At 64.5% G+C, this 12413-nt stretch carries 10 protein-coding genes and 1 tRNA gene; 2 read left to right on the top strand and 9 right to left on the bottom strand.

The features are described 5' to 3' along the window. Nucleotides 1-18: 18 nt before the first annotated feature. Nucleotides 19-681 carry a CRISPR-associated protein Cas4 gene (locus MCUHO_RS11450; RefSeq protein WP_067078462.1) on the top strand — a complete coding sequence of 221 codons (663 nt, stop codon included), beginning with the start codon at nucleotides 19-21 and terminating at the stop codon, nucleotides 679-681. Here the strand turns inward: MCUHO_RS11450 and MCUHO_RS11445 are convergent. The 7 genes from MCUHO_RS11445 to MCUHO_RS11415 all read right to left on the bottom strand — a co-directional run bounded on the left by MCUHO_RS11445 (nucleotide 678) and on the right by MCUHO_RS11415 (nucleotide 8743). Beyond that, nucleotides 678-1604 (bottom strand): DNA polymerase subunit beta, encoded by a 927-nt coding sequence (locus tag MCUHO_RS11445; RefSeq protein WP_067078461.1) that lies wholly within the window; start codon nucleotides 1602-1604, stop codon nucleotides 678-680. The genes MCUHO_RS11450 and MCUHO_RS11445 overlap by 4 nt on opposite strands. 3 nt (nucleotides 1605-1607) lie before the next feature. Next, entirely contained in the window at nucleotides 1608-2183 is a 576-nt protein-coding gene (locus tag MCUHO_RS11440) for an L-threonylcarbamoyladenylate synthase (protein WP_067078459.1), read from the bottom strand. Continuing rightward, nucleotides 2183-2860 (bottom strand): DUF5612 domain-containing protein, encoded by a 678-nt coding sequence (locus tag MCUHO_RS11435; RefSeq protein WP_067078457.1) that lies wholly within the window; start codon nucleotides 2858-2860, stop codon nucleotides 2183-2185. The genes MCUHO_RS11440 and MCUHO_RS11435 overlap by 1 nt, the downstream gene beginning before the upstream one ends. A 100-nt stretch (nucleotides 2861-2960) precedes the next feature. Continuing rightward, a complete protein-coding gene (locus tag MCUHO_RS11430; RefSeq protein WP_067078903.1) occupies nucleotides 2961-4019 on the bottom strand; it encodes a lysylphosphatidylglycerol synthase transmembrane domain-containing protein in 1059 nt (352 codons plus the stop codon). Nucleotides 4020-4147: 128 nt separating this feature from the next. Then, nucleotides 4148-5362: an FprA family A-type flavoprotein gene (locus MCUHO_RS11425; protein WP_067078454.1), complete on the bottom strand. Its 1215-nt coding sequence runs from the start codon at nucleotides 5360-5362 to the stop codon at nucleotides 4148-4150. A 357-nt stretch (nucleotides 5363-5719) separates the two neighbouring features. Further along, entirely contained in the window at nucleotides 5720-7426 is a 1707-nt protein-coding gene (locus MCUHO_RS11420) for a formylmethanofuran dehydrogenase subunit A (protein ID WP_067078452.1), read from the bottom strand. A 3-nt stretch (nucleotides 7427-7429) separates the two neighbouring features. Continuing rightward, nucleotides 7430-8743 (bottom strand): formylmethanofuran dehydrogenase subunit B, encoded by a 1314-nt coding sequence (locus MCUHO_RS11415; protein WP_067078450.1) that lies wholly within the window; start codon nucleotides 8741-8743, stop codon nucleotides 7430-7432. Nucleotides 8744-9176: 433 nt separating this feature from the next. On the opposite strand from MCUHO_RS11415, the gene MCUHO_RS11410 reads away from it, so the two are divergent. Continuing rightward, on the top strand, nucleotides 9177-9875 hold the full coding sequence (locus MCUHO_RS11410) for a V4R domain-containing protein (protein ID WP_235808258.1): 699 nt from the start codon (nucleotides 9177-9179) through the stop codon (nucleotides 9873-9875). A gap of 49 nt (nucleotides 9876-9924) precedes the next feature. Here MCUHO_RS11410 and MCUHO_RS11405 read toward each other — a convergent pair. Beyond that, nucleotides 9925-9995, bottom strand: a tRNA-Gly gene (locus MCUHO_RS11405). A gap of 33 nt (nucleotides 9996-10028) precedes the next feature. Then, nucleotides 10029-12254, bottom strand: coding sequence for a sensor histidine kinase (locus MCUHO_RS11400; protein WP_067078446.1), 2226 nt, complete (start codon nucleotides 12252-12254; stop codon nucleotides 10029-10031). Between the last annotated feature and the right edge of the window lie 159 nt (nucleotides 12255-12413).

The raw sequence follows: 12413 nt of genomic DNA, 5'->3' as shown, positions 1-12413 counted from the left end.
TCAAACGGAACCCTGCCAATGACCGACTACATCCCGGTATCCGGCGTCGTCGCCTGCCACACCTGCCCCCGGCGCTACTACTTCGAGCGCTCGGAGGAGCACCCGGAGTCGCCGCGCTACACCGTCTGCAAACAGGTCTCGACGCACCTCGGGGAACTCCTGGAACCGGAGGAGATCTGGCAGGAGATCCTCTGCGTCCTCCCCGAAGCAACGGAGGACGTCAGGGAACTCTTCGACGAGTGCATCGCCGCCTGCAGCGAGACCAAATGGCAGCGGCCCGTCCAGGTCGACCTCGGCGTCGAGTCCGACACCCTCGGCATCCGGGGGAGAGTCGATAAGATCTTCGAGGACGGCACGTTCGCCGTCGCCCGGTCGAGCGCCGCGCCGAAGACCGGGGTCTACAACACCGACCGGCTCCGGATCGCCTGCTACGTTGCCTGCCTCAAGGAGACCCTCGGCCGCCCCGTCGCCGGCGGCTACGTCGAGTACGTCGCAAGCGGCGTCTGCCGCTACGTCGAGCCGCAGCCCCGCGACCGGCGGGAGATGATCAAGGCGATCCGGGCGGCAAAACGGGTCGTCGCAGGCGAACTCCCGCCCCGGCCCCTCCGGGCGCCCTGCGAGGGCTGCCCGCACCTCGAACGGTGCACCGCCGGCCCCCGCCGGCTCTCCGACCTCTTCTAAACGCTCTCGAGCAGCGTCTTCGAGACGATGTACTCGCCCTTCGCCTCGCGGGTCGTCCCGACGATCAGCCACCGCTCGTGGCCGTGCTCCTCCACGACGCCCTTCGCCTCGATGACCTCCCCCGCGAGCGCCTGGCCCGAGTAGGTGTGGGTAAAAGAGAGGATCCGGGAGATCTCATCGTGATCCACCGCGTAGACCGCCGGGCTGTCGAAGGAGAGCGACGCGTCCGTGACCGTCGCCTCGATCGCTGCCCGGCCAAGAACCTTCCCCGCACCCGCCGGAACCGCGTCCAGGTTCTCATAGGCGCGGGTGTAGAGGAGGTCGAAGTAGGTTCCCTCGAACTCGCCCCGGTTCCACTTCCGCTGCTCGTGCAGGACGAAGGCGTCGAAGGAGATCTCGGGCACTCGCTTGTCGTAGACCTTCCGCCACATCGCGGTGCTCATCGCGGGGATCGCCCCCCTCCCCACCAGGTCGCGGAGCCGGCGCTGGGCGACGAACCAGGCGTCGCCGTAGACCACCAGGTCGATGTCCGACGCGTCGTTCTCGAGGCCGCAGAGGAGGGAACCCGTGCACCCGAACGAGCCCGCCGGGAGGGCCAGGTGAGCGAGGAGCCGCGCCACCCGGACATTCCGCGCTGCCACATTGGCGATCTCCTCCTCGGGCTTGTAGACCCGGGCCACATCGCAGTAGGGCACCCGGTGAACACCGTCCAGGTACTCCGGCCTGTGCGCCCGAACCCAGTCGAAAGACTCGGCAAAATCGTATTTATGGTACCGCCGGCCGGCACAGTTCGTCCGCTCCCCGGCCGCGTCGGGGACGTAGCGGAGGATGCACCCGATGCGCCCGGCGTTGTCGTAGTTCGAGACCGCATAGAGGCAGCCCTCGCGGTCCTCGATGAAGTCACGGAGTCGTACCGATTGCATGAATCACCCCAGGGTCTCCAGGAACGCTTTCACCGCTTCCCATTCCGCGCCCTTGCGCAGGACGCGCCGGGCAGGGAGATCCACCACCGTGCTCGGCGTCCCGCGGAGTTCCCCGCCGTCGACCAGGTAGTCGTGGGGAACGGAGACCTCCTCGGGGCGGGTCGGCGGGATATCGTCGGAGATGTTTGCGCTGGTGGACGTGATCGGCGCATCATACCGCGAGATGATGGCAAGGGCGATCTCGTGGTCGGGCCACCGTATGCCGATGAGACCGGTTCCGCCCGTCAGCACCGTCGGAAGGCAGGACTTCGCCGGGAGGAGCACCGTCACCGGGCCGGGCAGGAACCGCTCGATGAACGCCCGGGCGGCATCGTCCACCACCGCGACGGCGGCAAGCATCTCCATATCCGAGACCGCGACCGATATCGGTTTGCCCACCGGCCGGTTCTTGGCCTCGTACACCCGCATCACCGCGTCCTCCGAGAGGGCGTCCGCCCCGAGACCGTAGACCGTCTCGGTGGGATAGACAACGAGCCCGTCGCGCGAGAGCACCCGTACGGCCATATCGATCGGATCCATCAGAACTCGCGCCCCTTCACGCGGTTGATATCGAAGACGGCTTTGCCGCTGACGTGCATCACGGCAAAGACCCCCGCCTGGATCGGATCGGTCACGATCAGGTCGGCGTGCGAAGGAACACTCCCGGCCATCTTGAGCGCAATCACCGGGATGCCCGCCGCCCGGACTCGTTCCACCGCCCGCGAGACCTCGCCGCCCATCAGCGACCCGGCGAGCACCAGGATCGACGCCCGGGGGAGCCGCGCCACCGCATCAACGGCGAGCGCCAGGTTCTGCTCCCCGACGAGCGGGATCGTATCCACCGATATCCGCTCGCCGCGGATGTTGTGCCGGTCCGCCTCGTTCACGGCGCCCATCGCCACCTGCGCCACCTGCGCGCCGCCGCCGATGATGATCACCCTCGAGCCGAATATCCGGGAGAACGGCGGGTAGATGGTGACGTCGACGACGGACGGCACCCGTGCCAGGTCGGCGATGAGTCTGCCGTGATCCCCGCACTCCTCGAACTCGAAGTAGAGGTAGGCCTTCCCGGTGTTCGGGCCGGAGGCGATGATCGACTGCTGGATCATCTGGATGTTTGCCCGGTAATCCGCCATCACCGTGGCCACGTCGCGCAGCACGCCGGCCCTGTTCTCGGTGATGATACTCAGGGCATACATTTCGGTATCGGTGGTCATGACCCTCCCCGGCAGGATAGCGAAACGTCCTCCGATCGTTTCACGAACTGGGTATTTTTCGTCATATCCGCGTTAATGGATAGATTTTGGTCTCTAAGGGTTATAGGTTTTCGGTGCCCTGCATGTCCGCCTTCTCCCTCGCCGCAAGAGCCGCCGCGAGGAAGCCGAGCGGGATGTTGAGGAAGTAGAGGATCAGCCGCCAGAGGACGACGAAGAGGCCGAGGAGGTAGGTGGGCACGATCCGGCTGTACAGCGTGGCGGCGCCGAGCTCCGCGATCCCCGCCGCGCCGGGGATGAGCGGGACGGCCGCGATCATCTGGAGGATGCCCTGGAAGAGGAACGACTCGGGAAAGGACGGCGGGAGATCGAGAGCGACGAGCAGCGCCGACGCCGTAGAGAAGAGAAAGACCCAGTCGAGGATGCTTATCAAGATCGCGCCGCCGAGCGCCCGGGGATCGGCCCTCACAAACCGGGCAGAACTCGCGGCAAAGATCTCGGTCTCGCGGGCAATCCGCTCCGTAAGCCTCTCCGCACCGTCCGAGCCGGGACAGAACCGGAGCCAGCGCCGGCTCCGGCCGCACCGGTCGAGCACCCGGACGGCAGCGCCGCCGATGATCCGGTTCGCGAGGGACGGGCGACGGACCAGGACGACGAGCGCGAGCAGAAGGACGAAGACAAGGACGAGAAAGGCCGCCACCGGGTAGAGGACGGTCGCGGCGAGGTAGCCCCAGAGATGTCGGACGGCAAACAGGGCTGCGAAGGTAAGGGAGGCAAAGACCGCGAGGTCGAGCACCCGCTCCGCGACGACGACGGTGACGGCGTCCCCGACGGCGAGCCCGGCACGCGAGAGCCGGTGGATCCGGACGGGTTCGCCGCCGACCTGGCCGGGGGTGAGCGACCCGGCGAAGAGCGAGAGGCTCTGGGTGATCGCGAGGCTCGATAACGGCACGGTATAGCCGAGGCCGCGGCAGATGACGCCGATCCGCACCACCCGGCACAGAATCGAACCGCCCCGGAGCGCGAGGGCGAGGAGGAGGGCGGCGACGCCGACCTCCCCGAGGTAGGCCCGTGTTGCCGGGGTGAAGGTCGCTGCGAGCAGCCCGATGAGAGCCGCGCTGCTGAGGAGGAGCGAGAGCCCGATCCAGAGGCGGCGCTTCATGCCCGCACCTCCCCCCATGGAACGCTCGTCCCGTTCGGCAGCACGGCAGGTAGGTACCGCTCATCATGATTACATCTTCCGTCCTGCGCGGCCGGGGAAGGGTGGAAGAAAAGGAGGGAGAGGCGGTGTTACCGGATGCGGATCTCCCGCGCCACCCTCCGCCCGAGTTCGTAAGCCCGGGCAATCTCGTCACCGTCCGGGCGGTAGTTCACGTGGAACCCGCCGTCGATCACCTCGATCCCGGCCGCCTTCAGGGCCGCCTCCGCCTGAGCAACCGCGCCCCCCATACCGCCGTGGGACCCGAACGCGCACCCGATCTTCTTCGCCCCCAACCGGCCGGGTCGAAGCCCGCGGAGGTAACTGAGGAACCCCGCCACCGTGGGGAGGACCTCGTCCTGGAGCGTCGGCGACCCGACGAGAACCGCCTTCGAGTCGAGGATATCCGTGACGATGTCGCTCCGGTGCGTTCCTTCGTAGCGCCCGTCGGCGAGGAGGCAGACCCGGACGTCGGCGCCCTCGGCCATGACCCCCTCGGCGATCGCCTTCGCCAGCATCGTGGTCGAGCCGTGCATGGTGTCGTAGACGATCGTGACCTTATCCTTTGCAACCCCCCGGCTCCAGTCGGTGTATGCCTCGAGGATATCCCCGGCATACGACCGCCAGATGACGCCGTGGCTCGGCGCGATCATCCTGATATCGATCCCGAGCCCCCCGACCTCGGCGAGTTTCTTCAGGACCTTCGGCGCGAGCGGCACGATCAGGTTCGCGAAGAACTTCTGCGCGTGGACCATCGCCGCGTCGCGCCCGAGCTCGTCGTCGAACCGGGCGGCGCTCGCGACGTGCTGCCCGAAGGCGTCGTTCGGGAAGAGGATGGCGTCCTCGGCAAGGTAAGTGAACATCGAGTCGGGCCAGTGGAGCATCGGCGCCTCGAGGAAGACGAGTGTCTTCCCCCCGAGGTCGAGGGTGTCGCCGGACTTGACGACCTTGATGTTCCATCCTTTCGTGTCGTAATGGCGGGCAAGCCCGGCACGGGCCCGCTCCGTGCAGTAGATCGGGATGTTGGGCATCCGGCGAACGAACTCGGGCAGAGTTCCGGAATGATCCATCTCGATGTGGTTTACGACGATGTAGTCGATCACGCCCGGGTCGCAGACAGCCCCGATGCGGCCGAGAACCTCTCCCTCGAACCCGTGGTAGGCCCCGTCGATGAGCGCCGTCTTCTCGCCCCGGACGAGGTAGGCGTTGTAGGTCGTTCCCGGGAGGGTGTAGCCGTGGTACTCACGGAGATTCCAGTCGATAGCCCCGACCCAGTGGACGCCGGGGGCGAGTTCTTTAGCCATCATGGTTGTTCCTCACAATGTTCGTCATAATACGAACATACCAATATCGGAACATATCTCATATCACCCTTTCGATCTTGATCCGGGGAGCGCCAGATGAGCGCGGGGTGGAGAACAGGCCGGAACCGCGAGATCGATCACTTCTGCCCGGACCGGTACCGCTGCATCATGACCCGGCCGGCCGGGCCCGGAAAAGAGGGGTATCGAGCGGTGGTGAGAGGTGCCGGCGATAACCGACACCCCGGGTTCCCGAACTCTCGGGAACCTCAGGTTATACTATGCGGCCGTTCCGGCGAACGGAATGGAGGTGGTATGACCGGCCCGGGGGAGTAACGACTCGCATGATAGTTGCAACGCGCCTCACCCGGTAGCATCAACCTCGATGACATACGGGTTCGGGAGGTAGTGCCCGGAAACCTCGTAGTTGTTCAGGGAGACGGTGTAATAGCGGAGGAACTTCTCCTTGACGTCACGCATCACCTGCGGGTTCTCGTTGACCTTTGCGTTCACCCAGAGCGTCCGCTTGTTGCCGTTGCTGACGATCTCGTGGTCGTTGATGACCTGGACACCGGTCTTGAAGAGGTACCGCACGCTCGAAAAGGCATTCTCGATATCGTCGGGCGCGTAAGGCTCGTTCGGGTTGAAGTCGAAGACCGCAACATCCGCTTCGAGGCCGGGGGCAAGCCCGCCGTACATGTGCGCAAGACCGAGCGACTTCGCGGGTCCTGCCCGGGTCATCTGCGCGATCTCGTAGAGGTCGAGTTCGCGGTCGATGCCGGCGAGGTTGGTCGCGTCGATGACCTTGTCCCTGTGCTTGAAGGCATCGAACTGCTGCTCCCGGGCCTCCCGGCTCATCAGCCACTTCATGATCCGCGGGTAGCGGATGAACGGCCCGGCGTTCGGGTGGTCGGTGGTCAGGTAAACCCGCATGGAGTCCTTCGCGAGCAGCGCGAGTTCGAGGCCGATGGCCCACTGGATGGCGCAGACCTTGATGTTCGGGCTGTAGACGTAGGGCACGACACCCGAGCCGGTCTCGAGTTCCACATCGGTGTTCGCCCACTTCAGGTGGTTCAGCTCAGTGAGGTGGTGCTCGAACGGCCCGTCGGCGGTCATGGTCGTGGTCTCGTCGAGCGTCACCTGACCCATGTCGATGGTGATGTTCTCGTGCGAGTTCACGTAGTCCATGATCTCTTTTGTCCGGGAGTCCACGTTCGCCCAGGAATCTCCGCCATAGGAGTGGAACTGGACGTGGGTGTGGTGCATCACCTGGTCGCGGCCGAACTTGCTGTTCGGCTTGATGCCCTCCGAGAGCCGGAATGTATCGAGCGTCGTCGTGTAGTTGCCGGGGTTCCCGAGGTTGTTCGCATGCATGTGCATCGAGTGCGGGAGGCCGAGGTACTCGTTCGCCTCGATGAGGCCTTTGACGATCTGGGCCGGGGTGATGTCGAAGTAGGGAACCGGGTCGTGGACGTTCTCGCAGTTCAGGCCCCAGGCCCAGGCCTCGGTGCCGCCGGGGTTGACGACCTTGACTGCGTAGCCCTTCGTGGCGCGAAGCAGCCAGGCGATGTAAGCGGCGGTGTTCTCGATCTCGTGGTTCTTCAGGTACTCGAGGACGAACCAGTTGTTCCCGAAGACCGGGTAGGCGCCCTGGTCGATGATCGGGGTATCCCGGATCTCTTCGTGCGTGTGCCGGGCGTAGAGCGGCGGCATGGCCGCTTCCATCACGGTCGTGTAGCCCATGCGGGCGTAGTTGTAGCCGGTCCGGATCGTCGTCGGGACCGAGAACCCGCCCTGCATCCGCTCGATGCCGCTTTTGGCCTTGTAGCCGAAGAGCTTGTCTTCGGGGCGGAAGTTCCTGCCTACATTCACCTTCGGACCGGCAACATGGGCATGGATATCGACACCGCCGGCCATGACGGTCTTGCCGGTCGCATCGATGACCTTCGGGTCCTTGATCGCGCTGGTTTCAACGATCTTGCCGTCCTTGATAGCGATGTCGGCCTTATCGCCCTTGATCCCGAGAACCGGATCGAAGACGAAACCGTTCTTGATAAGATACTCTGCCATCGGTTATACTCCCTTGATCTCCCTGACCCGCGTGAGGACACGTTTCAGGAACTCTTCATCGGTCATCATGCCCTCCGGGGGCTCGACGACTTTTCTCGTCTCAATCGGTACGTTGTCCATCCGGTAGGCGCACCCGCCCACCTCGACGCCGACGAAGGCGACCGGGACATGAACCTTGCAGACCTCGGTGGTCGGGGTCTCGTGGGGGTCGATAACGACTGACGGGAGGTTGTAGATCTTCTTGACCGAACTGAACGGGAAGTGTGCGCCGGGATCGCTGCCGAGGACGAAGACGGCGTCCACCTCGTCCCTGCGGAGCAGGTCGTTGGAGGTCGTCTCGCCGGGGTTGTAGCGGGCGAATCCGCGGGAGAGATCCACCGCGAAGGGGAACCCAAACTGCCAGCCCCAGACCTGGCCGGAGCCGGTGACGTTGTAGTGCCCGCGCATCGGCATGATGGCTGCTTTCGTGTACTCGTTTAAGTCGCGGGTGACTGCGATGGCGATGTCGATGTTGTGGTTCTTCCCGAGCGACTGGGTCACGCCCATGCCGAAGAAGATGATCGCGAACCGACCGCTCTTGAGCGTCTCGGCGGCCGCGTTGATCTGCTCTTTCGGGATTCCCGCCACTACGTCGGGGAGCTGCTCGCCCCTGAACGCCATGCGGAGCGCGCTGAGGAGTTCGTAGTCGCGTCCCTGCTCGACCTGCAGGTGGATGTCCGCTACGCGGGCGGTATCGGTGGGGCGCGGGTCGATGACGATCATCTTGCGGCCGGTGTGGCCCTTGCCGGTGAAGAATCCGCGGGGGAAGAGCGAGTAGCGGGACATGTGCCGTGGGTGGGCGTGTGCCGGGTTGCAGCCCCAGAAGAGGATCCGGTCGGCACGGTTCTTGACCTCGCCGAGCGTGCAGCTCGGAATGCCGATATCCTGAACCGCGATAAGGGATGTTCCGTGGCAGACGGTCGCAGTGTTGTCCATGACCGCTCCGACCAGCTCGCCGAGCTCCGAGCCGACGGCCTGGGCTTCGCAGTTCGTGGAACTCCAGCCGTACATCAGGGGCTTCTTTGCTTCGGCGAGCATCTGGGCGGTATACTCGATCGCTTCGTCGTACGAGATCTCCTTCCAGGACTCGTCTTCCTGCCGCATGCGGGGGCGGGTGATTCTGTCCTTTGCCTGGGAATGGAGGAACTTCTCGGCGCCGATGGCGCACGCGTTGTAGACCTCAAGGATCTCCTTTCCATCATCGCTGACGACGACCTCGAGGTCGTCGCAGAGCGTCCCGCAGAACGGGCAGATTACGTCGGGTACCGTCTTCGTCATATGAGTTCACCCCTGTACCTTGGGCACGGGTTCAGGTGGGTCGGGGAATGGATTCGTTCCGGGCGGCCTCCACCTCAACATGTTTGCCCTTAAGCGTTGGCATCCGCATCAAGGATCCGGCGTGAGCGATTCTCTCACCGCGGATGAGGTCGGTCTTGCAGGTTGTTCCAGGGAGTGGACAGTCGCAGCACTCCCGCAGGTTGCAGCCAGCCGCCCCGGCCGGGTAGACGACGAGAGCAGGTTCTGGAGCAAGCACTCGAATGTTCGCAGTCATACGAACGTACTAGTATATCCGAACATTTGATATATCATCCTTTCGACCAGATATATGGAGCAAGGAATGATCGGCAGGGGAAGGGCCGGCCGGCCGAGACCGGAACGTGACATAGATCTCTATTCGACACCGGGGGGAACGCGGGCGGTCGGGAACCCGGTGCGGCGTAGTATCCTCGCGGCCCTCCGGGAGCGCGAGCATACGTTCGAGGAACTCGTCATCCTTGCGGGACGGGCCAAGTCGACGGTCTCGGTGCACCTCCAGGACCTCGCGGCGGCGGGCGTGATCGGGTCGCGGCCCGACCCGGAGGACTCCCGGAGAAAGATCTTCTTCCTCACCGGCGATCTCGTCGCAAGCGTCTTACCTGAGACGCGGGTGGCCGATGACCTCGCCGCCTATGCAGGGATGTATCGACCCGGGTCAGGTGACCCCTTCGCATTCTACCGGCTCACGTTTCGGACGATCCGCGTGGCGCTCATGCAGGAGGGAGTCCTCCTCGACCCGCTCCTCACCCGGGCCGGGGAATGGCTGGGCGAAGAACTCTACCCGGCGGTTGCCGACCCGGATACGGGAGGGTTCTGCGCGAATATCGCCCGGTTCTGGGAGGAGCACCGCCTCGGCCGGATCGAGATCGCGGAGACGGAACCGCTCGTCCTCCTCATCTACGACTGCTTCGAATGCGCCGACCTGCCCGTCACCGGGAAACCTGCATGTGCGTTCGACTCAGGCATCCTCCGGGCGCTTTTCTCCTGTCACCACGGCCGGCCGGCAGAAGCGGTCGAGACCCGGTGCTACTCGATGGGATTCGATCACTGCCGGTTCGAGATCGCTATAGAAAGCGACGAAGAGCGGGTGTGAGAGCACAGGGGAACCGGATCGGAGAACAAGAAAACGCGAGAAAAAGCCATGCGATAGCCGGGGATCGAACCCGGACTAGAGGCTTGGGAAGCCCCTGTCCTACCATTAGACTACTATCGCATTGGTACCATTACATGTTGACCCGGGAGAAGATTAAACATTCGGCTCACCTGCAGCCGCAGCCGGGCGGTAACGGGGCAGGGTGAGCGTGAAGGCCGCCCCCTCCCCGGGACGGCCCGAAACCCGGTCGCCGACGAGAACCTTCCCCCCGTAACGTTCGAGGAGCATCCAGACGATATAAAGGCCGAGGCCCTTCCCGCTCTTCTTGGTCTCTCCACGCTGGTAGCGCCCGAAGATACGCGGCTTAAGGTCGTCGGGGATCCCGGGGCCGGTGTCGGCAACCGTCACCATGACCGTCTCCCCTTCCTCCCGGACGCTGATGGCGATCTCAACCTCCGGCCCCCCGAACTTCGCGGCGTTGCCGATAAGGTTCGTGAAGATCTCACCGATGAGATCGTCGGCAAGAACCGTTGCGTCCGCTCCGTTGCAGGTGACGCGGGCGTCCGCTTGGTAACTGCAGATCCCCCGGATCACGGGCGCAAGCGGAACCGGCCCGAGTTCCACGGGTCCGGCCTTGAGCCTGCGGAGCGTCGATACGTTCCGGATGATCTCGTTGCTCTGGTGAACGGCCGCAAGCGACTTCCCGACCATCGCCCCGTCCTCTCCGGCAGCGAACTCGAGGTACATCTGCAGGTAGCCCAGTGCGATGGTGTTCGCGTTGTTGATATCGTGGGTGAGGATATCCACGTAGAGGTTGACCTCCGAGAGCGCCGCTTCCAGTTCCTCGTGAAGCATCCCCTTCACGACCACGTTGCCGAGTTCCTTCCCGATATTGAGGAGGATATCGCGCTCGCTCTCCGGGACGGTATCGCGGACCCTGCGTCCGACCGCGATCCAGCCCACCGGCCCGTCATCGCCGGGAATTGGCGCCATGGCAAGAGTCCGTATGCTGGAGCCAGGGTATCGCTCCTGGCAATCCTCGATGCAGTAGACCTCGCCTGCCGGGACGGGAGCCCCGCAGAAGAGATCGGCGGGACGGATCGTCTCCGGCAGAACCGGATCCGCCCCTTCCCGGGCATGGAGAACCGCCGTATCGCTCCCGCGGCGTATCAGGTAGACCGCGCCCTCGTCAAACTCGAGCAGGTCGACGATCTTCTCGAGCGAGGCGCCGAGAAGGGTGTCTAGCCGGCGGGACGCAGTCGCAGCGGCAACCACCTCGTTGACGATCGAGAGGCGCCGGTTCTCCTCCCGCATCCTCTTTGCCGCTCGATGCCGTTCGGTGACGTCCCGGATAGAGAGAACCAGCCGCTCCGGGGCGTCGCCGTCCCTCGGAAGGTGGGTGACCGAGACCTCCCCGGGCCACCCACTGCCGTCAAGCCTGCAGAAGACGCACTCAGCCGGCGCAGGCGTCTCCCCGGAGAGAACCCGCTCCCGGTAGATCCGGGCAGCCTCACGTGACCCCTCTGCGATCAGGTCTTCGGGGTTCCGGCCGATCAGGTCTTCCGGCCCGGCCCCGCCGAAGAGCCGGACTGCGGCCGCATTCGTCTCCACGATCTGTCTGCCCGGATCGCTGAGGAGAACCCCCACATCCGAGGTGTTGAGGATGACCCGGTAGGTCTCCTCCGAGCGCCGGAGCCGGTTCTCCGCCCGCTTCTGCTCCGTCGTCCCGGTGACCGCCACGCAGACCAGATCCGGGTCGGGGAGCAGGTTCGCCGAGAGGAGAACAGGGCAGGGTCTCCCGTCCCGCCCGGCGAGGGTGCAGTCCAGGCTCTCAATCCTGTTCACCCCCGGGGTTGCGGCATACCCGGGCCAGACCGCAGCAACATCCAGGGGCGGGACCGCGTCATGGGGATACCCGAGCATCTCGGCGCACCCCCGGTTCATCTCCTCGATCTTCCCGGTCGTGGGCGAGAAGAGGAAGAGCCCCGCGCCGGACGTCTCGAATATCCCCCGGTACCGGTTCTCCCGTGCCTGCAGGCGGGCGGAGAGTTGCGACACGACTGCAGCGACGACGAAGAAGAGCGCGGTTCGGAGCAGGGCATTCTGGATCTCGAACCCGCTGCCCGGGGAGAGAGCGATGATCCCCGCGAGATAGCCCGCGGCAAGCAGACCGGCGAACGCGATGCCCCGGTTGGGATGGCGATAGGACACGAGTATGATCGGGACGTAGAAGAGGTGGGAGCAGACCACAAATATCCCCGCGGAGAGGCAGTATGCAGTAATGGTGAATGCAAGCAGGGTGGAGACGATGATCCCATAAGTGAGGAGATGCTCCTTTGCAGGAGCATTCGCGAGAGTGTAGTCCGGGTGAACACCCATTATACATAGGATTCACTCTAAAACATGATAAAACCCCAGGAATCGCATTTTCTGGGGAACCGGACACGCCTCCGATATCCTTAAGGCATCTTGTAGCGAACGATACTGCAGCACGACTACGTGCTGGCTGTGGTAAGTCCGACGTGCTCCCGGAAGCAC

Origin of the sequence: Methanoculleus horonobensis, assembly GCF_001602375.1 — an archaeon.
GTDB lineage: Archaea > Halobacteriota > Methanomicrobia > Methanomicrobiales > Methanoculleaceae > Methanoculleus > Methanoculleus horonobensis.
The sequence above is the reverse complement of the archived record's forward strand: the minus strand, read 5'-3'. Positions and strand labels throughout refer to the sequence as shown.